General features: G+C 47.4%; 24 protein-coding genes. 5 read left to right on the top strand and 19 right to left on the bottom strand.

Going from position 1 to position 26,727, the window contains the following annotated elements; translation table 11 throughout:
• Positions 1 to 6: 6 nt before the first annotated feature.
• From B0D95_RS05605 to B0D95_RS05630, 6 genes are all read right to left on the bottom strand, one after another.
• Positions 7 to 312, bottom strand: coding sequence for an iron uptake protein (locus tag B0D95_RS05605; RefSeq protein WP_078042974.1), 306 nt, complete (start codon positions 310 to 312; stop codon positions 7 to 9).
• A gap of 206 nt (positions 313 to 518) precedes the next feature.
• Positions 519 to 2,279, bottom strand: a complete 1,761-nt coding sequence (locus B0D95_RS05610) for a family 2A encapsulin nanocompartment cargo protein cysteine desulfurase (protein ID WP_078042975.1) — start codon at positions 2,277 to 2,279, stop codon at positions 519 to 521.
• Between the two features lie 51 nt (positions 2,280 to 2,330).
• Entirely contained in the window at positions 2,331 to 3,266 is a 936-nt protein-coding gene (locus tag B0D95_RS05615; RefSeq protein ID WP_078042976.1) for a family 2A encapsulin nanocompartment shell protein, read from the bottom strand.
• Between the two features lie 104 nt (positions 3,267 to 3,370).
• Positions 3,371 to 3,643, bottom strand: a complete 273-nt coding sequence (locus B0D95_RS05620; RefSeq protein WP_078042977.1) for a helix-turn-helix domain-containing protein — start codon at positions 3,641 to 3,643, stop codon at positions 3,371 to 3,373.
• Positions 3,640 to 4,608, bottom strand: coding sequence for a serine O-acetyltransferase EpsC (gene epsC / locus B0D95_RS05625; protein ID WP_078042978.1), 969 nt, complete (start codon positions 4,606 to 4,608; stop codon positions 3,640 to 3,642). The genes B0D95_RS05620 and epsC overlap by 4 nt, the downstream gene beginning before the upstream one ends.
• 15 nt (positions 4,609 to 4,623) lie before the next feature.
• Positions 4,624 to 5,127, bottom strand: a complete 504-nt coding sequence (locus B0D95_RS05630; protein ID WP_078042979.1) for a rhodanese-like domain-containing protein — start codon at positions 5,125 to 5,127, stop codon at positions 4,624 to 4,626.
• Positions 5,128 to 5,377: 250 nt separating this feature from the next.
• Between B0D95_RS05630 and B0D95_RS05635 the strand changes: the two genes are divergently transcribed.
• Together B0D95_RS05635 and B0D95_RS05640 are read left to right on the top strand one after the other, a co-directional pair.
• The gene (locus tag B0D95_RS05635; RefSeq protein WP_149867870.1) at positions 5,378 to 6,283 is read left to right on the top strand and encodes a hypothetical protein; all 906 of its coding nucleotides are present in this window, start codon (positions 5,378 to 5,380) and stop codon (positions 6,281 to 6,283) included.
• A gap of 25 nt (positions 6,284 to 6,308) precedes the next feature.
• Positions 6,309 to 7,091, top strand: coding sequence for a class II glutamine amidotransferase (locus tag B0D95_RS05640; RefSeq protein WP_078042981.1), 783 nt, complete (start codon positions 6,309 to 6,311; stop codon positions 7,089 to 7,091).
• Between the two features lie 98 nt (positions 7,092 to 7,189).
• On the opposite strand, the gene B0D95_RS05645 is transcribed toward B0D95_RS05640, so the two are convergent.
• From B0D95_RS05645 to B0D95_RS05705, 13 genes are all read right to left on the bottom strand, one after another.
• A complete protein-coding gene (locus tag B0D95_RS05645) occupies positions 7,190 to 9,568 on the bottom strand; it encodes a TonB-dependent receptor (RefSeq protein ID WP_078042982.1) in 2,379 nt (792 codons plus the stop codon).
• Between the two features lie 264 nt (positions 9,569 to 9,832).
• Positions 9,833 to 11,602 carry an ABC transporter ATP-binding protein gene (locus B0D95_RS05650; RefSeq protein ID WP_078042983.1) on the bottom strand — a complete coding sequence of 590 codons (1,770 nt, stop codon included), beginning with the start codon at positions 11,600 to 11,602 and terminating at the stop codon, positions 9,833 to 9,835.
• The gene (locus tag B0D95_RS05655) at positions 11,602 to 12,213 is read right to left on the bottom strand and encodes a nitroreductase family protein (RefSeq protein WP_078042984.1); all 612 of its coding nucleotides are present in this window, start codon (positions 12,211 to 12,213) and stop codon (positions 11,602 to 11,604) included. The genes B0D95_RS05650 and B0D95_RS05655 overlap by 1 nt, the downstream gene beginning before the upstream one ends.
• Positions 12,214 to 12,254: 41 nt before the next feature.
• Positions 12,255 to 14,087: an extracellular solute-binding protein gene (locus B0D95_RS05660; RefSeq protein ID WP_078042985.1), complete on the bottom strand. Its 1,833-nt coding sequence runs from the start codon at positions 14,085 to 14,087 to the stop codon at positions 12,255 to 12,257.
• Positions 14,088 to 14,131: 44 nt separating this feature from the next.
• On the bottom strand, positions 14,132 to 15,754 hold the full coding sequence (locus tag B0D95_RS05665) for an ABC transporter ATP-binding protein (protein WP_078042986.1): 1,623 nt from the start codon (positions 15,752 to 15,754) through the stop codon (positions 14,132 to 14,134).
• A 16-nt stretch (positions 15,755 to 15,770) separates the two neighbouring features.
• On the bottom strand, positions 15,771 to 16,946 hold the full coding sequence (locus tag B0D95_RS05670) for an ABC transporter permease (protein ID WP_078042987.1): 1,176 nt from the start codon (positions 16,944 to 16,946) through the stop codon (positions 15,771 to 15,773).
• Positions 16,943 to 18,007: a microcin C ABC transporter permease YejB gene (locus B0D95_RS05675; protein WP_078042988.1), complete on the bottom strand. Its 1,065-nt coding sequence runs from the start codon at positions 18,005 to 18,007 to the stop codon at positions 16,943 to 16,945. The genes B0D95_RS05670 and B0D95_RS05675 overlap by 4 nt, the downstream gene beginning before the upstream one ends.
• A gap of 25 nt (positions 18,008 to 18,032) precedes the next feature.
• Positions 18,033 to 19,352: an LLM class flavin-dependent oxidoreductase gene (locus B0D95_RS05680; RefSeq protein ID WP_078042989.1), complete on the bottom strand. Its 1,320-nt coding sequence runs from the start codon at positions 19,350 to 19,352 to the stop codon at positions 18,033 to 18,035.
• Positions 19,353 to 19,442: 90 nt separating this feature from the next.
• Positions 19,443 to 20,108 carry a class II aldolase/adducin family protein gene (locus tag B0D95_RS05685; RefSeq protein ID WP_170941588.1) on the bottom strand — a complete coding sequence of 222 codons (666 nt, stop codon included), beginning with the start codon at positions 20,106 to 20,108 and terminating at the stop codon, positions 19,443 to 19,445.
• 130 nt (positions 20,109 to 20,238) lie between these two features.
• The gene (locus B0D95_RS05690; protein WP_078042991.1) at positions 20,239 to 21,315 is read right to left on the bottom strand and encodes an ABC transporter substrate-binding protein; all 1,077 of its coding nucleotides are present in this window, start codon (positions 21,313 to 21,315) and stop codon (positions 20,239 to 20,241) included.
• A gap of 275 nt (positions 21,316 to 21,590) precedes the next feature.
• A complete protein-coding gene (locus tag B0D95_RS05695) occupies positions 21,591 to 22,385 on the bottom strand; it encodes an ABC transporter permease (protein WP_078042992.1) in 795 nt (264 codons plus the stop codon).
• 28 nt (positions 22,386 to 22,413) lie between these two features.
• On the bottom strand, positions 22,414 to 23,253 hold the full coding sequence (locus tag B0D95_RS05700) for an ABC transporter permease (protein ID WP_078042993.1): 840 nt from the start codon (positions 23,251 to 23,253) through the stop codon (positions 22,414 to 22,416).
• A complete protein-coding gene (locus B0D95_RS05705) occupies positions 23,250 to 24,323 on the bottom strand; it encodes an ABC transporter substrate-binding protein (protein WP_210403683.1) in 1,074 nt (357 codons plus the stop codon). Before B0D95_RS05705 ends, B0D95_RS05700 begins: the two co-directional genes overlap by 4 nt.
• 396 nt (positions 24,324 to 24,719) lie before the next feature.
• Between B0D95_RS05705 and B0D95_RS05710 the strand changes: the two genes are divergently transcribed.
• The 3 genes from B0D95_RS05710 to B0D95_RS05720 are packed head-to-tail and all read left to right on the top strand — an operon-like array spanning position 24,720 to position 26,702.
• Positions 24,720 to 25,499: an energy transducer TonB gene (locus B0D95_RS05710; protein WP_078042994.1), complete on the top strand. Its 780-nt coding sequence runs from the start codon at positions 24,720 to 24,722 to the stop codon at positions 25,497 to 25,499.
• 52 nt (positions 25,500 to 25,551) lie between these two features.
• The gene (locus B0D95_RS05715) at positions 25,552 to 26,283 is read left to right on the top strand and encodes a MotA/TolQ/ExbB proton channel family protein (protein WP_078042995.1); all 732 of its coding nucleotides are present in this window, start codon (positions 25,552 to 25,554) and stop codon (positions 26,281 to 26,283) included.
• A complete protein-coding gene (locus B0D95_RS05720) occupies positions 26,283 to 26,702 on the top strand; it encodes a biopolymer transporter ExbD (protein ID WP_078042996.1) in 420 nt (139 codons plus the stop codon). Before B0D95_RS05715 ends, B0D95_RS05720 begins: the two co-directional genes overlap by 1 nt.
• The last annotated feature ends 25 nt before the right edge of the window (positions 26,703 to 26,727 follow it).

A 26,727-nucleotide genomic window follows, 5' to 3' on the forward strand; every position in this document is an offset into this window, starting at 1 on the left:
AACCCCCTACCCTAATAACACGCGTTGTAGTGCCCAAGTGGCGCTCGTCATTAACACCGCGCCACCCACCAACAACGCCCATACCCGTACCATATTGGCAGCGGCAAATGCCCAGAGGAACATCCCTAAAAACACCAAAAAGGCGAGCAATAACATGGCCGTCTCGGCCTCATGGAAATCCACACCCAGCGCGACCAACCCAACCATACCAAGCCCGGTGAAACCCCAGGTAAATGCGTAACCGCCCAAAAGGGCCGCAGCGATGCGCGCGACAAGATGCCAAGCTGATGAGGAAGATGTAATTGCAGACATAGAAGTTCGCCAGGATGTAAAACAAATGATAATTGTTAGCATTTATTTTACGATGTAGTTGAGCGTAAATACAAACCCTTCGCGGATTTATCTGTGAAATGGCTGTATTTCAAGCTGAAAGCGGCTAGCTGCAACAGGAAGAAAAGGTCGCAACCCCGGTATAAACGGGGTTGCGATACCTTGGTTCGGGGAGGATAACGCGAGGTTTAGCGTGAACGGCGCGCGAGGCGCTCCACGACTGACGCTAATAAATCGATTTCTTCGCAGGTGTTATAAAACGCAAAACTGGGGCGAACAGTTGTCTCCAAACCAAAGCGACGCAAAATCGGCTGCGCGCAGTGATGACCCGAACGTACCGCAATACCTTCGCGATTGAGTTCGGTCCCCACCTCTTCCGTTTTATACCCGGCCAACACAAACGACAGCACGCTGGCTTTATTCGCAGCAGTGCCCACCAAGCGCACTCCCGGAATAGTCTGCAAACGCTGCGTGCCATAAGCCAACAGGTCATGTTCATAACGAGCGATACGATCCATGCCAATGCGCTGGACATAATCAATCGCTGCGCCCAAACCAACGGCGTCAGCAATATTGCCCGTACCGGCTTCAAAGCGATTTGGCGGGTCCTGATAAATAATCCGCTCAAAGGTCACATCTGCAATCATGTTGCCACCGCCCTGCCAAGGCGACATTTTTTGCAGGTGCTCTGTTTTACCGTACACCACACCAATTCCAGTAGGGCCAAAAACCTTGTGCCCGGAGAACACAAAAAAGTCGGCATCCAAGGCTTGCACATCCACTCGCATATGCGACACAGATTGCGCGCCATCCACAATAACCGGTACGCCGTTAGCATGGGCAATATCAATAATGTCTTTCACCGGTGTCACAGTACCCAGTGCATTGGAAACCTGTGTAACTGACACCAGTTTGGTACGACCATTAATCAGCTTGCGGAATTCATCCAACAAAATCTGGCCGGTATCATCAACCGGAATAACACGCAATTTCGCCCCGACACGATTTGCCAGCATGTGCCAGGGAACTATGTTTGCATGATGCTCCAATTGCGAGACGATGATTTCATCACCCTCACCTACCTGTTGTTGGCCAAATGTATTGGCCAGCAAATTAATTCCTTCCGTTGCGCCGCGCACAAAAATAATTTCATCCGGTGTTTTAGCGCCGAGAAATCCAGCTACTTTGTTGCGCGCCCCTTCGTAAGCATCCGTAGCCCGTGCAGCCAGTTCATGCGCCGCGCGGTGAATGTTGGAGTTTTCGTGTTCGTAAAAATAACTGACACGTTCAATCACACTGCGGGGTTTGTGTGTGGTCGCCGCGTTATCAAACCATACCAGCGGTTTACCATTCACCCGCTCGGATAAAATGGGAAAATCGCGGCGAATCGCGTGCACATCAAAACCGGAATGCTCTGCAGCAAAGTGGCCGTGTTTTGGATCATTGCCAAACACTTTATTTCCCAGAATTGGCTGCGCATGGCTATCCAGAAAATAAAAGCGGGAATCCGGTGCAGGCGATGCGGAACCGGCAGGGGCATCGAATTTACTGACACTAAGTTCAGTTGCCAATAATTCACGCAAGTCATTTTCATCCGGCAAACCAAAATCCTTGGGCGATGCCTGACCGGTCAATTGATCCAACTGTAAATTTGCCAAGGGATAATGGCTGGCATTATCGGCAAAATAATAATTGGGCGCAGGCGACGCCGCCAAGTGTTGATCGAGCCCGGGAGAAGTCAATGTGGGTGTTTCGCTGGTGCGGCCCAACGGCGGGCGCTGTGGGTTAGCGCCGCTTACGGAGGGCTGCACACTGCCAATCGGTGCAGCAGGAATTGCCGGTTGTAAACCGGACACCAATGGCAGCGCCGCCGTCGGCAATGCCTGAAACAGCTCAGTGGCCATGGCGGCGAGGGATTGGAGATCAGGTAAACCTGGATGCTCGGACATAACAGCACTCTTTAATCGTCGGGTCAGTTGTCGTTTTGTCGGGTGCGATAATTACTGCTTATAAGTATCGGGATATTCGTGATACTTACCGACTTCAACATCTTCCAATACCGCTACCGCATCTTCCGTCAGGATTGCTAATGAGCAGTAGAGCGAGATCAAATAAGATGCAATAGCGTTGCGACCAATGCCCATAAAACGCACAGACAAACCGGGGCTTTGTTGCCCAGCCAAACCCGGTTGGTACAAACCAACAACCCCCTGACGTTTTTCACCCACGCGGATCAATAAAATTTTGGTTTTGCCATCTTCATCAATCGGTAATTTATCTGACGGGATAATCGGTACGCCGCGCCAGGTAATAAATTGTGAGCCAAACAAACTGACCGTTGGCGGAGGAACACCGCGACGGGTACACTCGCGACCAAATGCGGCAATCGCCAAAGGATGAGCTAAAAAGAAGCCTGGTTCTTTCCAGACTTTCACCAACAATTCATCCAGATCATCGGGCGTTGGCGCACCGGTTAATGTAGAAATGCGTTGGGTTTCATCCACATTGGCCAACAGGCCGTACTCGGGGTTATTAATTAATTCACTTTCCTGACGCTCTTTAATGGTTTCAACCGTCAAGCGCAATTGTTCTTTGATTTGATCGTGTGGGCTGTTGTACAGGTCTGATACGCGGGTATGTACATCCACCACACTGGTCACCGCATTTAAAAAATACTCGCGCGGCTTATCATCGTAATCAACAAATGTAGGTTTGATTTCAGACTCATCGCGCTGTGAGCAAGTCACTGTCACTTGACGTGGATTTTTAACGCGGTTTAAACGAAAAATACCTGCTTCAACCGGAACCCATTGTAAAAAGTGAACCAACCAGCGCGGTGAAATAGTGGAAAGTTGCGGGGTTGTTTTGGTGGCATTGGCAAGTTGCCGTGCGGCGTTATCACCCAGTGCTAATTGAACTTCATTTTCGGTGGACATCCCGAGGCTCCTTTAGAGAAAAACACATAGAAGAAAAAATACTAAGCTAAGATCGCATTGTTCTAAGGCATGCTCAACCGGCTATAGCCATCACTCAGTGTTGATTAATCAACACTGAGTGATGCAGGTATTTTTCCTGCCGAACCGGTAAGTTGTTGATGGTTTTCACTCAACGCAATTAATTGCGATGTTGAAAGATTTAACGCAGTAGCAATTTTATTAATGGTTGCCAGTGATGGAACCGCAACGCCGCGTTCAACCTCCCCCAGATAAGTACGGTTTAAATTAGCCTTATCGGCCAATACTTCCTGTGAGTAGCGCGCCTCTTCACGCAGCTGTTTTACTACACGTCCAAAATAGACGGCGATACTGCTCATACAGGTGCCTCCTGCGGAAACAAATTACGTGAACTCGCCTGGGTAATGCTGCTGCCAGAAGGAACGCTACGGGTTAACCACACGTTGCCACCAATGGTTGAACCTTTACCTATAGTGATGCGCCCCAATACGGTGGCACCGGCATAGATCACAACATCGTCTTCAACAATAGGATGACGCGGCAAACCTTTTTTAAGCGCGCCATTTTCTTCAGCGGGAAATGTTTTGGCCCCTAAGGTAACGGCTTGATAAATCCGCACACGCTCACCAATGACCGCCGTTTCACCAATTACTACACCCGTGCCATGATCAATAAAAAAACCACTGCCAATATCGGCGCCAGGGTGAATATCAATCCCGGTTAAGGAATGCGCCAGCTCCGCGACGATACGTGCTAATAATGGCACACCTAACTTGTATAAACTGTGAGCCAAGCGATGGTGAATAATCGCAAGCACACCGGGGTAGCAGAGTAAGACTTCATCCACACTGCGTGCCGCCGGATCGCCTTGAAATGCAGCCTGAATATCAACATCCAGAATGCGGCGCAAACCGGGTAGTGCCGATGCAAACAGGCGCACGATTTGCTGTGCTTGATGCTTCTGTGTCGCCTCACTTACCACACTACCCTGCTGGCGAGCGGCATAAGAAAGCTCCAGTTGCACTTGTTGCAATAACTCATTCAACGCAGCATCCAGTGTGTGACCGACGTAATAATCTTCCGTCTCTTCACGTAATTCCTGCGGTCCCAAGCGCATGGGAAACAAGGCGCCGCACAGATCGCGAATAATGTTTTGCAGTGCATCACGCGAGGGCAATTCGCGTAATCCCGGCTCGCGGGAACGACCGCGCTGATTACGCCAATCATTCCGCGCACTGCGCAGTTCCTGCACAATTCTGTCCAACTCCCAGTTGGCAGCACTACTGCCGAGGAAGTCCGTTTTGGTATTGATGTCGATGGTCATTGTTATTCTCGATATTTAGTCTTGTACCCAAGGCAACCCACGTTGACGCCAGCCACCACTGGAACCGCGCTGCTGACGATCATCCAAATCGCCCTCAAACCCTTCCCTAACGTTAAATACATTTTTGAACCCGGCTGCCGTCGCATTGGTCGCTGCAGCAGCTGAACGCTTACCACTGCGGCACAACAACAGAATGACCGCTTCTTTTGAGAGCTTATTTTCCAAGTCGCGCAAAAAGCGTGGGTTTTTAATCAACGCAGGGCCGGTCTGCCAGGCAACATGCAAAGTGTTAGGTACGTGACCCACAAACTTGCGCTCCTCTGCCGCACGGACATCAACCAAGTGGGCTTGACCATTAATGAATAATTTCCACGCATCATCAGGCGCAACAATACCGGCATAAGGCAAGCCGGTTGCTTCGGCGTCCTCTTTTGCTTTGCGCAACACCTCAGGCAACTCCTGGGAAGTTTGGCTATTGGCCGTGGTGGGCTGGGTTGAATTGAGCGGAACAACCGTCATACATAATCCTCGCATTACCAGTGTTTATTTTTAAACACTCATTAAAAGTGGTTCTTACAAGCTGTCATCGTGGAGGCAAATATAGTGATGGCTATAGACAATTGGAAAGAATATATCTGTATATCCTTATAATCAGAGCGAGGTATTTGCGCGGTATTAATAGGTCGTTATCCCGCAGGGTGAAGTTATAAGCTGAGAATATTTAATTCTTTTATTAATCCGCAGCTTATCTCTAGTATGCACAGCTTGAATGGATAAACTTTTACAGGTCGATAGTCGCAACATGCCGCTCACAGAATTAATGCATTATTTTAATGACCAACTACAAACCCAGGCGCGCACCAAGTCGCTGCCCAAAACCGGCTTTTTTAAAGCGGACAATCAATATTGGGGACGTTTTGGCAACCTGATTCTTGGCAGCCGTTTTCAAGGAATCAAATCATTTGAAAGCGAAGCGCTGATTGGTTACAACAGTGAATTATTAGTTCGCTCCTCCACCGGAAACGCACTCAATATCGACAGCATTTTTAATTCATTGGACAGCACCGACCAAATTGTCCATTTGGATCGATTGGTGCGCACCCTTCATTCCATTAACTATTTACAACAGCACGATGGCCGCAAGGATTTATTGTCATTGCAAGTTCAACCTCGCCACATCATCAGTGTCGACAGCGATCACGGTAAAACCTTTGAAAAGATATTAAGCGATTGCGGCCTTGGCCCTGAACGTGTGTTGTTGCACACCCGCTTGCTGGATGAAGACAGCTTGCCGCATTTTTTTCGCGCTTTAAGTAGCTATCGCTTGCGCGACTATAAAATTGGCATTCATTTGCGCGATGAAAAGGATATTGCTCTACTGCTTAAGTTAGGCATTAGCCCGGATGTTATTTTAGTGAGCCATCCAGAGGTGAGCCAACAGCTGGTTGCTCACCCCCTACCCTTATCACTTACAGCCAGCAAGCGTATTTTGATTGTTAATACACCAGTCATTGCGGCTGATACGGCGATTAACAACCAGAGTCGCGCGCAAGCAGATGCTTATTTGTTAAATAGCAATACAGAATCACTGAGCACCGCCATAGATAATACCTTTCCGGATGTTTATCTACAGGGTGGTGACGTAACTGATCAGTCCAAAGCGACTGCATCTTGAATGGCGATAAAAGGTTTTAAATGAAATGTGCCAGTTATTGGGAATGAGTTGTAAAAAACCGGCAAGTATTGGTTTTTCATTTGAAGGCTTTCGTGCACGTGGCGGCAGAACGGACGAGCATCGCGATGGTTGGGGTATTGCATTTTCCAATCCCAATGGTTTTGATATTTATCGCGATGAACAACCAGCGGCGGGATCACACCTGGCTGACCACATCAGCAAGGCTGAAATTAAAGCCAAAACAACAATTGCGCATATTCGCAAGGCGACTATTGGTGAGGTTAATATCAATAACTGCCACCCTTTTGAGCGCAAACTCTGGAACAAGAGCTGGCTGTTTTGCCATAACGGCGATTTAAAAGCGTTTTCACCGGAGTTGGACTCATGTTTTGTTCCGGAAGGAAATACTGATAGTGAGTTGGCATTTTGTAAGTTATTGCAGGATTTGAACCGGGACTTTCCTGACGGAGAACCAACTCTTGAAATATTGTTTGACTGGTTACATAACGCCAGTGTTGTTATTGCCAGACAAGGTACATTCAACATTATTCTTTCCAATGGTGAATGGCTCTATACTTTTTGTTCTACACACTTGGCCTATGTGGAACGGCAATATCCTTTTCAGGAAATTGAGTTTATCGATACAGCAACATCGGTAGATTTATCGATACACAACGATCAGGATGATCGCATGGTGATTATTGCCACTCACCCATTAACGCGCAATGAACTATGGAATGTGTACACTCCTGGGCAATCGCGGCTGTTTTGCAATGGTCATCTCGTTCACGAAAAAGCCAATACCTGAGTGATCAGGTATTGGCTTTTATATTTTACTGCTACAAAAAATCACTATATCCACATTGTTCACACGCATAGCATGCACGTCCCTGTGCCCCCATAAGATTAAAACTTATAATTCACCTGTAGCCCCAAGGTTTTTGGGGCGCTGATGTTATTGGGTTGAGTTCCTGTATTGGGGTTAGCAATTTGACGCAAGAACACTGGCGCTTTATCGGTCACATTGTTCACAAAACCGGTAAATGTCCAATTGCCATCGGCAGTTTCATAAGAGGCACGCAGGTTGCCAATCCAGTAACCCGGAGTTTCCTGCAGTGGGTCATTTTGCACCGTCGCATTGTGGTAAATTCGGCTGCGATAAGACCAGTCAGTAGCCAGGATAATATTACCGCTAGCCAATGGAATGGTGTAATCCGTATCCAAACGCAAAGAAACTTCAGGCGTGCGGTAGAAATCGTTGCCACTCGCATCAAATGGGCCACCGCCACCGATGTAGTAAATAAAATCGTTGTATTCAGATTTCAAATACCCCAATGAGCCACCCACACGCCAATTCACGCTGGCTAATGCATTAAATTCAACCTCAATACCTTTTACAGTACCGTCTGACTCACCGGCTGCACTGGTGGTATAGGTATTGGTGCTGGTATTCAAAAACGCACGCTGAATATTTAGCTGCAAACTTTTAATGTCGTAATAAAAGACCGCCGTATTCAGGGTTAATTGCCCATCAAACCAGGCTGACTTTATACCCGCCTCATAATCTGTGAGTGTTTCTGGTTTGGTTTCTACAATATCGCCATTGGTAATAGCCTGGTTAAAACCACCGGAGCGGAAACCGGTAGCAATGCGCAGGTAACCCAATACATCGTCATTGAAATGGTATTCAGGTGTGATATCCCAAGTAAATTCATCCCAGGTATTATCTTTACTAACAGCGGTCACAGCAGAAAATGCGGGCAAAATTCTCACGCCGCCGGGCAAATACCAGCCATTTTCACTCACAAAGGTAACACGGTTACTGGTAGCTGTATCCGTTACGGTTAATGCAGTTTCAGTAATATCTTTTTTCTCTTCGGTATAACGTGCCCCCAACGTGATAGATGCTTTATCACTGAATTTATATTTCACATTACCAAATAAAGCATTGCTGGTGGCCTCTTGATCCCATGATGATTCAATATACTGTTCACGGGTTGTGCCCACGGCAAAACGTGCGCTGCGGTTTTCATTCTTTGCATTCAGGTTGTAATGATATGCCCCCAAAATCCAGCTGATTTTTTGATCCTTGGGTGAGGTCAAGCGAAACTCTTGCGATACCTGTTGTGAATCCAATAGCGCCGTTGCGCTGATTCTATGCAAGGTTGTGTCAAGGGGAACGCCCACCAGAGATAAGGAATCCGCATCACGCGTACTGTAGCCGGTTACGGATGACAGTGTATTTGCCCCCAGTTGCCAATTCACTTTCAACGTTGCGCTGTTATCGGTTTTGGTGTCGTAACCATCACCGGCCCAATAATCACTATAAACCGTTGGGTTATTGCCATAGGACGGAATATAAGACGTACCACCCTGATTAATCGCCCCTTGGGGATCAACCTGGGTAATATCTGTTCCCGGTAAGGTTGTTGCTCCCACAACATAAGCCGGTGATGGCCCGGCATCTACTTCACGTGTGGTGAGAATTAATTGCGTATCCAGTGTGGGAGAAAAATTGCCCAAAAACTGCACGCGTATATTTTGATCTTTAAGGCTTGGACCTTCATCACCTGTGACAATATTTTTGGCCCATCCATCATAGGACTCATTGTATACCGAGATACGTCCAGCCAGCGTTTCATCAATAATCGCACCGCCAAAAGCCGATTCAATAATGCGTGTGTTATAGCTGCCATAGGTCAGCTTGCTGTAACCTTCCTTATTAAAGGACGCTTTGCGCGTAATATAGTGAATGGCACCGCCAGTATTATTTTTTCCCCACAAGGTTCCCTGTGGGCCACGCAGTACTTCTACGCGCTCTAAATCGTAGAGCGGAAAACTTTGCAATTGTTGTAGACCAACCACCACTTCATCGACATAAATCGCCAGTGGGCCATCCTGGTTTTGGTTTGGATCATTAGTGCCAATACCACGTAAAAACCAGCGTGGCTTCCCGGTGCGACCACCACCCTGTGAGGACAAGTTAGGAGCCAAGCGCTCAATATCTGTCGATAAAACGACTTGTTTTTCATCAACATCTTTACCACTGACAGCGGTAATGGTTGAGGGAACTTCTTGAATATTTTCAGCGCGCTTTTGCGCGGTCACTAAAACCGATGCCAATTTTTTGGTAGCTGCCGGTACAGCTTTCTCTTCAATCTCGCTAGTAACATCTTGAGCAAAAACAGCATGAGAAAACGCAATATTGGCAATTAAAAAAGGCAACAATTTTCGGGAAAACGTAATCGTTCGATTATCGATAGGGGGTGTTTTATCAGAGCGCATGATTATCCTCGGTGTGTTAAATATAAGTCCACACCTTGTTTAGCAGTTCTTGTGCCAACACAAAAACCTCTTGAAAATCATCAGTTTGTTAGAAAACGTGAGTGATAGGCAATGTTATGTCTGATTGAAATGGAGCAGTATTTTAAAAAATACTGTATAAAAATAAACATACAACAATTTAATAATTGTCACCCATAGCTATAAAAAATAAAGGCTTACGGCAACACCACAAGCCTGAAAGCAAGAAACCCATGAAAACTAAAATTAACTGACAACCGTGACAGGCTTTCGCCCTTGAGTTTGCAGCGAAAATAAATGCGCGTATAAACCGCCGGGTCTATTTGCAAGTTGGGCATGAGTACCCGACTCCAAAATATCACCATTGCGCAACACTAAAATAGTGGTGGCATTCATCACCGTACTCAAGCGATGGGCAATAACAATGGAAGTTCGTCCAACCATCAACTTTTCCAATCCTTGTTGCACAAGGTGCTCAGACTCAGAGTCCAATGCGCTGGTTGCTTCATCAAGAATAATCAGCTGCGGATTCTTTAGGATGGCTCTGGAAATCGCCACACGCTGTTTTTCGCCGCCTGATAGTTTAATGCCCCGCTCACCCACCAGGGTTTCGTAACCTTTCTCCATACGCTCAATAAATTCATGGGCATTGGCAGCATGGGCGGCCGCTTTGATATCCGCGTCGGTTGCACCGGGTCGGGCAAAAGCAATATTTTCGCCAATACTATCGTTGAACAGGGCAACATCTTGCAGTACAACGCCCATAATTGCTCTTAAGCTACGCTGCTGGTAATCACTGATATCACGACCATTGATGAGTATCACACCCTTGGTGGGTTCGTAAAACCGCATTAACAATTTCACAATCGTTGTCTTGCCGCTGCCGCTACTGCCAACCAACGCTAATGTTTCACCGGCATCCAAGTGGAACGTAATGTGTTTGAGCGCATAGTCTTCTGTGCCGGGGTAACGAAAACTTACATCAGCAAAGGTGATACTTTTCAACTGGGTCAGGGGAATAGCATCCGCTTTATCGGCATGTTCAGATTCCACATCCAGCAATTCCACTAAACGTTCAGAAGCGCTTTCGATTTCGCTGGCCTGATTAATTTGGCGCGAAATGGGCGTAATTGAATTAATCAGGTTTTGCGTCAAGGTTAACACCAGCAAAATATCGCCCGTGGTAAACCGTCCATGCAGTGCGCCGTGGGTGATAATGGCAACGGCGGCAAATACGGCAAACGTATTGACAATATTTAGAGCTTGCTCAGAGCGCCACTGGGTTTTATGCAGATTATCGCGCGCGATTTTCCACTGCGCCTGGGTATCATCATAACGTTGCTTAACAGCAGGTTCACCACCAAAACTACGCACAGTTGCGATATTGCCAACCATTTCGGCAAGCAAGCCGGACATACGCCCGGCATATTCTTGCCAACCGCGACGGTGTGGCTTGGTCCAGTGAATAGTGCGGTAGGAAATCCAAAAATTGAACAGCAGAATAACGGCCATCATCGCACCCACTACCGGTATTTTGATGGTCAGCACGATAATGATAAAAAACATTTGCAGGATGTTGGCTAGGGTACCTTCTGTTAAGGAAGACAACCACATAGTAATGGTGGTGATGGCACCGAACCTGTCCATGATTTCACCAACGCGGGTTTTCTCAAAATAATCAATCGACTTTTGGGTCATATTGTCAAAAACACGTTGGCGAAAAGTGCTGACAGTATCCAGCCACAAATCATCCGCCTGTTTATTTTGCCATGCGCCAAAAATAACAACTCCCAGGCGCAAGGCAAAAAAACCAACCAATAGCCAGGTAACGGTTGAGGTCGCGGATTCAAAACTGATTTTCTCTGAAAACAATTGGGATATAACATCCACAATTCCCTTATATATGTAAGGAGTTGCCGTACCGATAAATCCCAAAAAGGTGCCAACAAAAATAACACCTACTACCCTGCCTCGATACTCAGGGATATATTGAATAACTCGCCACAGATTTTTCATTAATGTCCTACTTCATCGGAAAAATGGAATGCACCCTCAGCAATAAAGCTGCTGATTGGGTTGCGTGAATTAGGTTTTTCCCTCTCATGGAATTCGGCATCCAGTTGGGCAATATCGCCCTGCTTGCCAAGGGCAATCGCCAGCTCCACCTGATACCCGGCAGGAACCCTCAACTGTTCACGGGCCTTTTCACGATCAAACCCACCAATAGCATGGGTTTTCCAACCCAAAAATTCGGCTTGCAGTGCGAAATTGGCCCAAGCAGCACCGGCATCCAGCGAATTATTGCGCAATGGTGTTGGTTCGCTTGCCCCTTTGCGTAAATTAGTTGTTTTTGAAACCAACACAATGAGCGCCGCAGCTTTACTGGCCCATAGGCGATTTTTCTCATTTAATAATTCGATAAACAATGGCCACTGTTCAGTGTCGCGGGTGGCATAGATAAAACGCCAGGGCTGGGAATTATTGCCAGACGGCGCCCAGCGCGCCGCTTCAAACAAACGAAAGAGTGTTGCCTCATCAATAGCATCGCTACTGAGGGCACGCGGTGACCAACGCTGTAAAAATATGGGGTGAATATCATGATCGGGAATGCGTGGATCAATTGTCATGCAATATACCTATGCAAAGTTGTATTAAGGGTGATTGTGAATCAGTCAGTGTTCGGGGTTGAGTGGCCATCCCACCAGGTGCGTACGGCCCAGTCAGTCGCGGCGTAATAAAGTGGTAGCGTTTGCGGGTATTGCAAACGTTGGTTAAACATCACGTAATGGTTTTTCAAATAGCGCCAGGGAATAAAATAATGGTTATGAATAAGTACGCGATCCAATGCGCTCGCCACAGTTTCCAACTCTTGTTGGCTGGTGGCATTAAGTAACTGCTTGATTAATGCATCCACCACAGGCGATTTCACACCAGCGATATTTTCAGAGCCGGGGCGATCCGCAGAAGCGCTATTAAATGCACGCCAGAGTTCATCACCTGGCATACGCGCTTCACGCAAGCTCACAGAAGTATAATCAAAATCAAAGTCTCGCAATCGCGCGCGCAAGGTTGCCGCATCGGCCAGATTGGTACGCACTTGAATGCCAATTTTTGCCAGATTGCGATAGATCGGATCTGTGAATGGGCTCTGGCGACGAGTGCCCGCTACTTCAATAATAAATGGCTCGCCGTTTTGATTGCGCAGTACACCATCGCGATAGTGCCAGCCTGCTTCTGCAAGTAATTGCAAGGCAATATCCAGATTATCGCGTAGCCGATGGGGTGGCACCGTTGTCGGTTGCTCAAACATGGGACCAAATACCGCCTCGGGTAATTGATCGCGCCAGGGCTCTAATAAAGCTAACTCTTCTTCACTGGGCAGCCCTTTTGCAGCCAAGGTGGTATTGCTGAAATAACTGTCAACGCGGGAAAATTCGCTATCAAATATTTTGTCGTTGATCCATTCAAAATCCAGAGCATAATTTAATGCTTTGCGCACACGAGTGTCCTGAAAGCGCGGCTTACGTAAATTCAGTACCCAGCCATTCATCGCAGGAGGATTCGCATGTAAAAAACGGCGCTTCTGAATTTCACCAGAATCAAAGCGTTTACCAATATACTGGCAGCACCAATAACGCATTTGATTTTCACTGAGAAAGTCATACTCACCAGCACGCAGTGCCGCGACTTGTGTGTCGCGATCCTTATAGAGCTTGTAAACAATTTGATCGAAATTAAACGTGCCCCGTTGTACTGGAATATCTTTCCCCCAATACTCGGGGTTACGCCGGTAAATAATGTCGCGGCCACTGCGTGCCTGCTCAATGGTATAGGGCCCAGAGGCAATAGGACTTTCAAAACGTAAATCGGCAAACGCCACATCGCCCTGATTACTTTTTCCCCACTTGGGCGAAAAAACCGGAAGACTACCCGCAATAAAGGATAAATCGCGACCTTTACGTTTGAATACAAAGCGAATGCGGCGCTCGTCCAATACATCGACCGATTCTATTTCACTGAAATAGGCGCTGTAACGCGGGCTTACGGCCTTGCTGGTCATTACCTTGAATGAATATTCAACATCGTACGCGGTGACGGGGTCTCCGTTGGAGAAGCGCGCCAAGGCATTGATCCTGAAAATAGTTGAGCCGAAATCAGGCGCCACCTCAATATCATCCGCTAACAAACCATATTGGGTATTGGGTTCATCCAAACCATTAATAGTGAGTGTTTCAAACACTAATTCCGCCAAGCCCGGGGCCGGAACGCCACGCAAGCTGTAAGGATTAAATTTATCGAAACTGCTGTTCAAGGTAACCAATGACAACACCATACTGCCGCCCTTCGGTGCATGGGGATTGATGTAATCAAAATGGGTAAAGTCTGCCGGATATTTTGGCTCGCCAAAAAAAGCAATGGCATGCGCAGCCCACACTGCTTGCGTTTGGAGTAAAAATGCCGCTAACAACAGGGCAATTTTTTGCGTGATGTTTTTTTTCATAAGCCGATATTTCGCTACTCTCTGTATCATAAAAACCAACGGACTCACAGTGATGCTTGAATCAGGCCCTGGGTATAGGCATGTTGTGGGCTGGCAATAATGGATTCCGTTTCACCAGACTCTACAATCACACCATCCTTCAAAACATACAGGCGATGGGCCAATGCATTCACTACTTGCAAGTCATGGGTGATGAGTAAATAACTCAATCCGTATTTCTTTTGCAGGTTAACCAATAAAGCTAACACCTGATTTTGAATGGACACATCCAGTGCTGAGGTGGGTTCATCCAACACCAGAATTTTGGGTTTGAGTACAATCGCCCGTGCAATCGCAATACGCTGACGCTGGCCGCCGGAAAATTCATGGGGGTAGCGCTCCAGCACCGACTCTGGCAAGCCCACATCGCGCAATACATCCACTATGCGTTGATAATGTTCAACCGCACTCAATTCAGGGAAATGCAAGTGCAACCCCTCCCCCACAATTTGCTCAATCGTGTGGCGGGGAGACAGGGAGCCAAACGGATCCTGGAATACCACTTGTAACCGCGCGCAGAGTTCCCGTCGCTGGCGTTTCGCCAAGCTATTGCAGGAAATGCCATCCACTTGTAAATCGCCACTACGTGTGCGAATCAAACCTAAAATTGCTTGGGCCAACGTGGATTTACCCGAGCCAGACTCCCCTACTACGCCGATAGTTTCGCCTGCACGCAGGGATACATTTGCCCCTTCCAATGCAATAAAACGCTCATCGCGAAACAGGCCGCGCCAACCTGTGGATTTTTTGGGGTATTCCACACGCAAGGCACGAGTTTCCAATAACAAAGGGGCATTGCTCTTCACCGGTACAATATTGCGCACCGGAATACTGTTTAACAATTTAATGGTGTAAGGATGCTGTGGTGCCTGAAAGAGCGCTTGGGTGTTATTGGATTCCAGCAGTTTTCCATGCTCCATTACTGCAACTCGCTGGGCAAAGCGACGCACCAGATTTAAATCGTGGGTGATGAGTAAAATGGCCATGCCCTCGCCGGGCGTTCCCGCTTGGCGGTTGCGCTCCAAATCTTCCTCTTGTAAGTCCAGCAAGAGTTTGACAATACGAGCACGTACCGTCATATCCAGTGCCGTCGTAGGTTCATCTGCAATTAATAATTTGGGTTTGCAGGCGAGCGCCATTGCAATCACAGCGCGCTGTAATTGACCGCCGGATAATTGATGGGGATAACTGTCTACCCGGCGTTCCGGCTCGCGAATTCCGGTTCTCGCTAAAAGCGCAATGGTTTTTTCGCGCGCGACCTGCGGTGACAGATGTTCATGCAGGATCAATGTTTCAGTAATTTGATTGCCAATGGTATACAGCGGATTCAGTGCTGACATAGGCTCCTGAAATACCATCGCAATATCGGCACCACGTACCTGACGAATACGCTCTTCAGATTGCGTCAGCAGTTCCTCACCCTGTAGGCGAATGCTGCCACTGACTCGAGCATGTTGTGCCAGTCGTAAAATAGACAGTGCGGTAATAGTTTTTCCTGAGCCTGATTCGCCCACCAGCGCCAGGCGCTCGCCGGGTTCAATATGCAATGAGAGATTATCGACAACAATTTTGTTGCCAAAGGCGATCTTGAGATTTTCTATTGCCAATAATGGAATACTTGTACTCATGAGTGATTGCCGCCAGTTAATGATTGCTTGTATTGACATCGGACATACGGGTATCTATCGCGTTACGTAACGCCTCGCCCATAAACGTCAACAATAAAAGGGTTGAAACCAATACCGTAAAAGCAGCAACGGCAATCCACCAGGCATCAAGGTTTTCCTTACCTTGCAACAGTAACTGCCCCAAACTAGGTGCAGGAGCCTGGACACCCAGTCCCAGAAAATCCAAACTTGCCAAGGCCATAATGGCGGCACTCATACGGAACGGCAAAAAGGTGATCACGGGCGTAAGGCTGTTGGGAAGAATGTGTCGCCAGATAATTTGCATATGCGACAAACCCATGGCTTTTGCTGCTTTCACATATTCCAACTGACGGTTGCGTAAAAATTCGGAACGCACGTAATCTGACAGGAAAATCCAACCAAATAAGGAAAGCAATACAAATAGCAGCAGCAAGCTGGGTTCAAATAATGATGAGAAAATAATTAATAAGTACAGCTCGGGCATAGAGCCCCATATTTCAATCACTCGCTGGGTAATTAAATCAACTTTACCGGCAAAATAACCTTGTGCTGCACCAATAATGACACCGAGAATCGTCCCAACAATGGTTAACCCCAAACCAAATGTCACCGAGGTACGAAAGCCATAAATAAGGCGCGCAACTATGTCGTAACCGGCAATATCAGTACCGAGTAAGTTCTGCTCATCGGGCGGGCCTGGATAATGGCGTGTATCTGAATAGTAATTCAGTGTGTCGTAATAAAAGGGATTGGGTGGATAAATGACAAAACTACTATTCTCCGCTAGTAATTTTCGAATATAAGGATCATTGTAATCGGCAAATATTGGCAGCTTTCCACCAAATACTGTTTCAGGGTAATCCTTAAACAAAGGAAAATACCACTCTTGCTCATGATGGATTACCAACGGCTTATCGTTAGAAATGAATTCCCCTAACAAGCTCAAGAGATAGAGACTGGAAAAGATAATCAAACTCCAGTAACCCAAGCGATTGCGTTTGAAACGTAACCAAATGCGTCGGCGTGGTGATACCTTTTCAGTAACGCCAAGCAACTCATTTTCTATAGGAAACTGTGGTTCATTCGCGATACCTGGGTTAACCAATGAACCATCGCGCCTTAACAGAAAGCGCCGCCATAGGCTGAGTGGTGGACTGACAGGAGAGTTCATCGCGCCTCCACAGAATCAAATTTAATGCGTGGGTCAATTAATACATAAGCGATATCGCCAATTAACTTGGTGATCAAGGCAATGAGTGTGAATAAATACAAACTGCCCATCACCACTGGATAATCGCGACTGTTAATAGACTCGTAAGAAAGTAAACCCAATCCATCTAAGGAAAAGAGAGTTTCTATCAGCAAGCTGCCGGTAAAAAATGCAGCAATGAAGGTACCGGGAAAGCCAGTAACCAGTGGCAAGAGTGCATTGCGGAATACGTGCTTCCACAATACGCGACGTTCGGACAACCCTTTGGCGCGCGCGGTGAAAACATATTGACGACGAATTTCTTCAAGAAAGGTATTTTTGGTGAGCAGTGTCTTGAGTGCAAAACTACTGACCACAGCGGCAATAACAGGCAGGGTCACATGCCACAGATAATCAGTAACTTTTCCCCCGAGGCTCAGATCATCCCAATTGTCGGAGGTTAGACCACGCAAGGGAAAAATATCCCAGAAAGAACCGCCGCCAAACAGCACAATCAACAGCACGCCCAATACAAAACCGGGCACGGCATAGCCAATAAGTACCAACAAACTGGTGACAAAATCAAAGCGAGAACCGGCACGCACGGCTTTAGCAACACCGAGTGGAACCGACACTACATAGGTCAATAAAAATGTCCAGATTCCCAAAGAAACTGAAACACCCAATTTGGATTGAATCAGCGACCAAACACTTTCATTGCGAAAGTAACTATCGCCGAAATCAAACACAATAAAATCACCCAGCATATTGGTGTAGCGAGTCCACAATGGTTGATCAAATCCATACAGGCTTGTCAGGTGCGCAATTTGTTGATCATCAATCCCCTGTCGGCCGCTATAACTCCACCCGCCGCCACTCGCGCCACCTTCCACACCGGTGCGTGCACTCTCGCCATCAATTGTGGCGAGCATATTCTCTACCGGGCCACCGGGTACAAATTGGGTAACAAAAAAGGTTAGCGTAAGTACGCCCAATAAAGTCGGAATCATTACCAGAAGGCGCTTGATCAAGTAATACCACATAGGGTTATCGTATTCCGTAAGAGAATTAAGATTTGCGCTCCGGGCGATCCAGACCGAGGTTTTCACGGAAGGTTTCGCCTTCGTATTCAGTGCGGAAAATGCCGCGTCGCTGTAATTCCGGCACCACCAATCGCGTGAAATCTTCAAAGCCTTGTGGCAGATAAGGCGGCACCACATTAAAGCCATCCGCACCGCGCTCTACAAACCATTGCTCAATCGTATCGGCAACGGTTTTTACTGAGCCTACCGCTTGCAAATGCCCGCGTGCTACGCGAAAGCGCAACACCAATTGGCGGATGGAGAGATTTTCCCGGCGCGCCAAATCCAATTGCTGTTGAAAGCGGCCGCGACCATTTTCACCGCTTTGATAAGGAAGATCCGGCAGCGGGCCATCCACGTCGTAACCCGACAAATCAAATCCACCAAAATGCACGTTGCTCACATCCACCAGGCTTTGCAATTCGCCAAATTTATCCTGCGCTTCCTGATCGGTTTCTGCGACCACCACCGATAAGCCAGGGGTAATTTTTAATTGATCTTCCGCACGGCCATACTTCGCCATGCGGCTTTTCACATCCTTATAAAATGCTTGGGCAACATCCAACGATTGTGCCGAGCAGTAGCTCATCTCCGCGATACGTGCGGCAAATTCACGGCCGGTATCAGAATTACCTGCTTGCACCAATACCGGATACCCCTGAATGGGACGCGGAAAATCCAACAAGCCATCGGAGGCAAAATGCTCGCCGTTAAATTGCAGCGGGTGAGATTTTGCCGGGTCATAAAATTGACCAGCGGCGCGATCCGGATGATCAAAGGCATCGTCATCCCAGGAGTCCCACAGGCGTTTGGACAGCTCGACAAATTCCGCTGCGCGCGCGTAGCGATCTTCATGGGCACGTTGCTCATCCAAACCAAAATTCAATGCCGTGTGGGGCGAATAGGATGAAACAATATTCCAACCTGCACGACCATTACTCAAATGATCGAGCGAAGTAAATTTACGCGCAACATGATAAGGATGATCGTAATTGGTATTGACGGTTGCAACTAAACCAATATTTTTAGTGACGGTCGCTATCGCCGATAACAAGGTAAAAGGTTCAAACTGGTAACTAATACCACTGCGTCCGGTATCCGCCGTAATTTCACCGGAGCGACCAATAAAATCGGCAAGGAAAAAAGTATGGAACTTTGCCGCTTCGGCCAGTTGCGCACCACGCACCCACCAATCGAGATTGGGTCGCCCGTTATCTTTGGACGATGAATGACGCCAGGCGGCCAGATGATGACCAAAGCGCTGAAGGAATACGTTAAGAACCAACTGACGTTTTTTACTGGTCACGATAATGTCTCTTTCTCAGTAAAGCGAAGAGTGCAACTGCCCTCTCCGCTTATTATTAACTATGTGTTAACTGTAAATTGATAAGGGTAATCAGCCCGCGTAAGCGTAGGACTTTTCCAATAACCCAGTGCGTTTCCACTGCAATTCCAATGCACCTGGGGTGTACACCTGGGCACCACCAATTTGCTCGGCAATGGCTTGGTAACGCGCAGCTTCTTCAATAAACAGAATCAGTTCCGACGTTTTGAGAATACCCTTGCCCCAGAAGTTGGCGCCGCCGTTAGATTCCAACAATGCCGGTGGCGGAGCCAATTCAGGGTGCTTATCCAAACGCTCACGAATAACTTCCAGCGGGCTGCGAGTACGCTCCAAATGGTTGGGAATTTCGCGTGCAAGCAAGTGGCGTGCAGCAGCAACATACAAAATAGGAAATGGCTTATGAGCCAGTGACCAACCTGACAGGAAATTGGTGTGGGCGTGAATGACTGTATCGGCCTCCAAACGAGTCTCATGCAGAATTAAACTTGTGTTTTCTGCAAACGAAGAGAGGCTGACTTTAGGGCTTTGATCGCGCGCCAAGCCGCCGGGAAATCGAATATTCAACAAATGATCGGTGTCGGGAATACGATGGGTAATATGGAACGTGAGACTGGCTGACAGGGTGCCATTTTTACCCAGGGTTTGAAATGCATGGATCGCATCGGATTTTGCCTGCTCGATATAAGCAATCAATTCAGCTTCGTTAGTGACTGACATAATATTTACCTTTAACTATTAAATGGGGTGGCTGCGAACCGGGTAGCTGTTTCCATCTCGCCCTACCCGCTCCTTGAATAACCCGGCTGCTGCCATTGCTCGTAACATTGGGGTGATTAATTTCCGCCTATCACGCGGCCTTTTCGGCGCGACGTTCGGCCTTGCGCTGCTCAACCAATTTTTGCGCACGCGCCAGTGGCCAAAACTCAATCCAGGTTCTCACACTGAAATCTTTCTCAAAATAATTCCAACGGTGTAGAAAATCCTTCTGTACTTCCAAACCCAAAACATATTCAGGAATTAATTTTGGCTCAAAATGCAGATGCAGCTCATTGCCGTGGGAGCCGATAATTTCCTCGCGGGTAATATCACTGCCATCCTCACGCAACAAATCAATCACTTCATCGGGATTTTCCTTGGCCCACTCAGCGGTTTCCAACAACACCGCCAGGTAGCGCACAACCACATCAGGATGTTTATCCAGGAACGCACGATCCACGGTCACCGGGCGCGGCGTGCCGTTATTCACGCGCTGCAGGTGATCAGGCAGATCATTAATATTGATAACCTGATGAAAACGCGGATCTTGTGATAAGCGGTAACCACGTGCAAAGCGCAGGAAAATGGCATCTACTTCCCCCGCCTCCAGTGCAGCCACTTCCACAGAGCGCGCGGATTCGCGCGGCTCTTTGCGCGGCCCATCCTGGGTGTCATAAGTCGGCGCGGGCAAATCCACCAAGGTCACATCCTTTACGGTTAAATTTGCCAAACGCAATGCAGTTTCGTATCCGTGTTGCGCGGCGCCGCGTTGAAAATCAATCACCGCTTGCGAATGCAAAGGCACACCCAAACGCTTGCCTTTTAAATCAGCCACAGTGCGAATGCCACTGTCGGCCAAGGTCAGAATGCCTTGATATTCATCCAACCAGGTAATGCCAACCACTACAGTGTCCTGCCCTGTGCCCTTGGCCCAAATGGGAGGAATGTTTCCACCTTCGCGGAACATGCCTGACTGCGAATGGTTGTAGTGTGAATTGCGTGTGGCAAGGCTGGTTGAATCGCGCAGTGCATGCAACACCGTGCCAGGCTGGTTAAATTCCTGCTGCAACCAACCTTTACGAATTGCAAGTGCTGATGCGGTGGCAGCACCGCAACGGGTGTACCAAAGTTCTACGGCGGGTTCATCAATAACATTGTGCTCTGTCATTTGTATTCTCCATTTGATGTGCAATCATTTTCAAATGGGGTAACAGCAGATTCTGTGCCAGAAAACAAAATTTATTGGATTAATTTTAAAACAACTTATGCAGTTGATTTATATAAATATTTTTATAACTTTAAAAAAAACAAAAAATAGTGTTTAGAAGAAAAAACACGGATAAATATAAAAATCATTATCCGTGCGTAAAACCAAACAGAGTTAAAAAAAATTATGTTTAAAAAATAACATCGCCCATGATTAAAAATAAACAATAGCGGTTGTTATAACGCCACACCGCGCCAGCGCAACACATAATTACCCAGGCGCATCACCGCGTAATTCATGACAACACCGAGCAGCGTTACTACCAGCGCACAGATTAAAATAATATCCATGCGTGCCGAGGCCTCAGCGGTCATCATTAAATTTCCCAAACCAGCTCCGGCGTTAAATAACAATTCACTGCCAATACAGGTAATCCACGCAAAGGGAATCGCCAGCAATAAACCAGTCACAATACCAGGCAAGGCAGCGGGCCAAAGTACCAAGCGAAATTGCTGCCACCGGGTAAAGTGATAAATATGCCCTACTTCACGAAAGCGGTTGTCTACGTTGCGCAAACCCTCATAGGTGTTGAGCACCATAGGGTAAAACGCAGCAAGAGCGATAATAAATACTTTTGCTTCGTCACCATTGCCCAACCATAAGCCGATAAGCGGGGTGAGCCCCAGTAAGGGCACCTGACGAATGGCGTTGTAAAGTGGGTTTACCAATAGCAATACCACTCGCGAGTAATACATCAGCAAGCCCAATCCAATACCAACCACAATACCCAACAGCAATCCCACACCGGTACGCTCCAGACTGCCGTAAAAATTGATCCATAACTCACCGGACTCAATCAATAACACCAGCGTGTGCCCCACATCCTGCAAAGGTACAAATGCATAAGCATGAGTAGCACTCAGGCCTGAGGTATATTGCCATACACCAATCAACACCAATGGCAGCAATAAACCACGCCAGCGACGAAGAACCGCGCTGACTGTTCCAAAATGGGTATTTTTTTCTGTCACTTTGTTAACATCACTTTTTGTCTATGGGTTATTCAGGACGCCAGCGCATTAACCGCCGCTCCACAAGGCGCAAGCTTTTATCCAAACTAAAACCAATCACTCCGGTGAGTACAACACCCACCAGTACAATATCCAGGCGTAACATTTGACGGGCAAACTCCATCATCTGCCCTATGCCAGCATCTGCAGCCAGCAATTCAACGGCCACCAGAATTAACCAGGCGCGCCCCAATGCGATACGCATTCCAGTCAATACGGGCGGCACAGTGGCCGGCAATAAAATCGTGCGATAAAAATCCCAGGGCTTAAGCTGGTAAACACGCCCTACTTCAATAAAACCGCGCGGAATATTGCGCACTGCGTCTGTCGCTGCCTGGGCGACCGGGAAAAAAACAGCCTTAACCAAAATGACAATTTTAAATGTCTCGCCAATTCCCAATAGCAAAATCAACATGGGAATTAATACCAGGGTAGGAATATGACGCAACATTTCAAAAGTCAAACCAAGGTACGCACGCACACCCGGGGAAATAGCAAGCAACACACCCACTAACAAACCGGAAACAGCGCCTATACCAAAGCCTACCAATAAGCGGAATAAGCTGATGCTGAGGTTATCCTGTAACTCGCCACTGTTAATTAAGTCTAAAAAACTTTCCCACACGGCTGCGGGCGCAGGCAAAATTTGCTCAGGCACCCATTGCTGACGCGCTGCCCAATACCACACCAACAACAGCGCTGCCGGTGAAACCCAAACAGCCAAAGGCTGCAATTGACGCAACGGCAACCAGCTTGGCCATAGGAGTCGCCATGACAACACCAACCTCAACCATTCACCAGCACGAATATTAAAACCAATCGATTTCATTCACGCCCCTCAAGGGGTAGCCAGTAACTCTCCAACTGCAGAGCTTGAATGGCTGCAGGTACAAACCGCGAGTCAATTAACTGCTCTGTTGCCACTGGTTTGCGAACCAACTTCGCACTCACCGCATATTCATTCAAAGCGTGATAGTGCTCAAAAAGTCCATGGCTGATTAAGGGCGACCAATAATCTGTCCAGGGGATATTGTCATCAAGAATATCCTGGCGAATAATCGATTCCGGCATACCCAAGCGCGCTTGCTCGCGAATATAGTCCGACTGATTTTCTTCCTGCGACACCCAATGCATGGCACGCACAGTAGCCGTTGCCAACAATTGGGTAATTTCCGGGTTTGCATTTATAAACGCCTCTGCGCCCCACAACTCTGCGCGCATACGCCATGACACGGGCGCCACCTTGGTTGACCAAATAATTTTCCCCACCCCTTTTTCATTCAAGACATGGGCATCACTGAGGGTAAAAAATCCATCCACGTTACCTGCCGATACTGCCGCTGCACCGGCTTGCGGATTGAGATTCATAATACGAAAATCCCTTAACCCCAAGCCTTCCGATGCCACCAGTTTGGCAAAGGTCGCCTCCCAGGGGCGCCCGCGATGCAACGCAATACGCTTACCTTTTAAATCGCCAATGGTTTTTGCTGTTGAGTCTTTGGGTACAACCAAATACACATTATTCCCTACACTACCAGGGACAACCAATCGCGTGTTTACACCCGACGCATTCAAAATCAACGAGGGTAAATCACCATAAAAGGCAAACTGGATTTTGCCACTGGCAAAACTTTCATTGACGAGTGTTGCCACTGCTGCGGTGGATACCGGGACCCACTCAACGCGATAATTGAGTTTTGCCAAGGCGTCGATAAATAAACTATCGCGAGCAACCACCTGAGGAATACCGGCAAACGTCAGCTCACCGGAACTGGCATTGGCAACCACCGCAACACGCAATACATTGTCTTGAGCGACGACCGTAACAGATGCAAAGCCGATAGCAGAAAACGCCACAATAGAGGCAAACACACGCTTGATAATTCTTATAAACAACACACAAACCCCACAGTATTTTTACATTCAATGAAATAATGAAAGACCAACCAATAACGCAGCCAGCTTTATATAAAAAGCAAAGCAAAATATGAACCAGCTTGCGCTGCTTAATACCAAACAATCGCGCAAGACAATAAAGATTCAAAATAAAACAATTCCACCAGCAGAGTGTTCAAAAGAAAACACCCAGCCTAAAACCAAAATGTTTACCATCAAACAAAATGGCTGTTCATTTTTAAACACAACTTCATCACTGTTGAATTAGCAACAACATTTTCCTTGCTGCCGTAAAAAATCATGATTTCCCATCAATACAATGGGATTTTTTTAGTGATGGCATATTTTCTGCAAAGTCTTACTCATGAGTGTTAGTCATCAACGCGATGGGAGTTACTTATGAGCGCACATGCTTATTCAACAGGAAGCCGCCGTCATGCACGCCATTATGTGCGTGACACATCACAACAACAGCAGGTATTTACACGCAAAAAAGCAGATGTAGTGGTATTGGTTCCGCGTCAACAAAAGCTGGGGCAATTGACACCACCTAAATCCCACAAAGGGATTGTATCCTTCACTTTATTGTTGGTTGCTGCTGCACACCTTGCTATTGCGTGGCAGCTAACCAACCAACCAGAGCCGGTACTGACCAAAGCGGAAATTCCACCCATGACCGTTGAGTTCTATCGCCCGCCGGTTGAACAACCACCACAGCCGGAACAACCCAAAGAAGAGCCACCACCACCAAAACCTGAGCCTGTAGTTGAAAAACCCAAACCGGTGGTAAAAAAAGAGGCGCCGAAACCGGTAGAACCAAAACCGGAGCCAGTCCAGCAAGTCGTCGTGCCGGAGCCCACGCCGGCGCCACCGCCACCACCCGCTGAACCTGTGTTAACCAAAGCGACGGCCGACGCTGGCTATTTACGCAATCCGGCGCCGCGCTATCCCGACTTTGCACAACAACAAGGTTGGGAAGGCACAGTGATTTTAAATGTACACGTATTGGCTAACGGCAAACCTAAAGCGGTGGAAATAAAAGAATCCAGCGGCCGGAAAATTTTGGATGACTCTGCAATACAAGCAGTGAAGCGCTGGAGTTTTGTGCCAGCCAAACTGGGAGATACAGCAACCGATTCCTGGGTAGAAGTGCCAATTGATTTCCGCCTTTCCCAGTAACACACAATGAACCTTTTTAAATTTAACACTTTTGATTCAAGCGAGATTTACCATGAATGAACTCTATACATTTGCTGTTGAACTGACGCTCTGGTTACTGGCTGCATTTTCAGTGATCGTCTGGGCCCTGATTGTTATTAAAGGCGTACAGAATTTTTTAGCCGCACGACGCAACCGTCGCTTCACCCAAGCCTTTTGGGGTGCTGCGGATCTTAATGCGGCGGCAGCATTGGAAAATCATCAGGGCTCTGCTGCACAGGTAGCACAAGTTGGATTTCGCACACTGCGCAACGCCGATTCCAGCTCTGGCCATGACCTTGAACACAGTTGGGATCGCCAGGATTTATTGGAGCGCCACTTGCGCCAGCAAATTCAAAAAGAGCGTCGCTCGCTGGAAAGTGGTTTAGCAGTATTGGCCTCTATTGGCACCACAGCTCCTTTTGTTGGATTGTTCGGTACAGTGTTCGGGATTATCGAAGCACTCACCGCAATCACCAGTAGCTCTTCTGCCAGCATTGAAGTTGTTGCAGGCCCGATCGGTCATGCCTTGATCGCAACCGGTTTTGGTATTGCTGTCGCTATTCCTGCTGTATTGGCTTACAACTATTTCCTGCGTCGTTTGAAACTGGTTGCTGCAGACCTGGACGATTTTGCTACCGATTTCGTAACCCTTGTACAAAAGGCAGGCTTCCGAATTAAACCCACCGCCGTCACCACCAAGTTGCCTAACCGTAATACGGAAGCTGGCGCAGCGACTGATAAATCTCCCGAGGTATTTGCATAATGGCTATTTCCAGTGGCAACAGTGATAGCGATGAAGTATTGAGTGAAATTAACATTACGCCCATGGTGGATGTTATGTTGGTACTGCTGGTGGTATTTATTATTACCGCCCCTTTAATGACCAACTCAATTACCGTTAACCTGCCTAAAACAGAAGCAACGGAACAAATTCAGGAACCCGTAAAACCGGTAACACTCAGTATTGATGCAAACAGCGTGATTTATCTGGACAAGGAAGAGTTTCCAATTGAATTTGTGGAACAAGAATTGATCAACCGCAAAGCAGCCAACCCGGACATTAAACTGAACCTTAATGCCGATGAAGTGGTTCCTTATGGCGTAGTGGCAAAAATTATGGTGATTATCGAACGCGCTGGTATAGATAAACTCGCAGTAGTGACGCAGCCTGAGGGTGCATAAATATCGCATTAATCAAAAACCAAAA

Source organism: Cellvibrio sp. PSBB023, from assembly GCF_002007605.1.
Lineage (GTDB): Bacteria > Pseudomonadota > Gammaproteobacteria > Pseudomonadales > Cellvibrionaceae > Cellvibrio.

Bases quoted from the DNA above. Each gene is read 5' to 3' on its own strand.
- B0D95_RS05670 (WP_078042987.1), bottom strand. From the start codon at position 16,946: ATGAACTCTCCTGTCAGTCCACCACTCAGCCTATGGCGGCGCTTTCTG.
- B0D95_RS05655 (WP_078042984.1), bottom strand. From the start codon at position 12,213: ATGACAATTGATCCACGCATTCCCGATCATGATATTCACCCCATATTT.
- B0D95_RS05685 (WP_170941588.1), bottom strand. From the start codon at position 20,108: ATGTCAGTCACTAACGAAGCTGAATTGATTGCTTATATCGAGCAGGCA.
- B0D95_RS05605 (WP_078042974.1), bottom strand. From the start codon at position 312: ATGTCTGCAATTACATCTTCCTCATCAGCTTGGCATCTTGTCGCGCGC.
- B0D95_RS05690 (WP_078042991.1), bottom strand. From the start codon at position 21,315: ATGACAGAGCACAATGTTATTGATGAACCCGCCGTAGAACTTTGGTAC.
- epsC (WP_078042978.1), bottom strand. From the start codon at position 4,608: ATGACCATCGACATCAATACCAAAACGGACTTCCTCGGCAGTAGTGCT.
- B0D95_RS05665 (WP_078042986.1), bottom strand. From the start codon at position 15,754: ATGAGTACAAGTATTCCATTATTGGCAATAGAAAATCTCAAGATCGCC.
- B0D95_RS05710 (WP_078042994.1), top strand. From the start codon at position 24,720: ATGAGCGCACATGCTTATTCAACAGGAAGCCGCCGTCATGCACGCCAT.
- B0D95_RS05720 (WP_078042996.1), top strand. From the start codon at position 26,283: ATGGCTATTTCCAGTGGCAACAGTGATAGCGATGAAGTATTGAGTGAA.
- B0D95_RS05660 (WP_078042985.1), bottom strand. From the start codon at position 14,087: ATGAAAAAAAACATCACGCAAAAAATTGCCCTGTTGTTAGCGGCATTT.
- B0D95_RS05610 (WP_078042975.1), bottom strand. From the start codon at position 2,279: ATGTCCGAGCATCCAGGTTTACCTGATCTCCAATCCCTCGCCGCCATG.
- B0D95_RS05630 (WP_078042979.1), bottom strand. From the start codon at position 5,127: ATGACGGTTGTTCCGCTCAATTCAACCCAGCCCACCACGGCCAATAGC.
- B0D95_RS05640 (WP_078042981.1), top strand. From the start codon at position 6,309: ATGTGCCAGTTATTGGGAATGAGTTGTAAAAAACCGGCAAGTATTGGT.
- B0D95_RS05645 (WP_078042982.1), bottom strand. From the start codon at position 9,568: ATGCGCTCTGATAAAACACCCCCTATCGATAATCGAACGATTACGTTT.
- B0D95_RS05620 (WP_078042977.1), bottom strand. From the start codon at position 3,643: ATGAGCAGTATCGCCGTCTATTTTGGACGTGTAGTAAAACAGCTGCGT.
- B0D95_RS05675 (WP_078042988.1), bottom strand. From the start codon at position 18,007: ATGTGGTATTACTTGATCAAGCGCCTTCTGGTAATGATTCCGACTTTA.
- B0D95_RS05650 (WP_078042983.1), bottom strand. From the start codon at position 11,602: ATGAAAAATCTGTGGCGAGTTATTCAATATATCCCTGAGTATCGAGGC.
- B0D95_RS05700 (WP_078042993.1), bottom strand. From the start codon at position 23,253: ATGAAATCGATTGGTTTTAATATTCGTGCTGGTGAATGGTTGAGGTTG.
- B0D95_RS05635 (WP_149867870.1), top strand. From the start codon at position 5,378: ATGGATAAACTTTTACAGGTCGATAGTCGCAACATGCCGCTCACAGAA.
- B0D95_RS05715 (WP_078042995.1), top strand. From the start codon at position 25,552: ATGAATGAACTCTATACATTTGCTGTTGAACTGACGCTCTGGTTACTG.
- B0D95_RS05615 (WP_078042976.1), bottom strand. From the start codon at position 3,266: ATGTCCACCGAAAATGAAGTTCAATTAGCACTGGGTGATAACGCCGCA.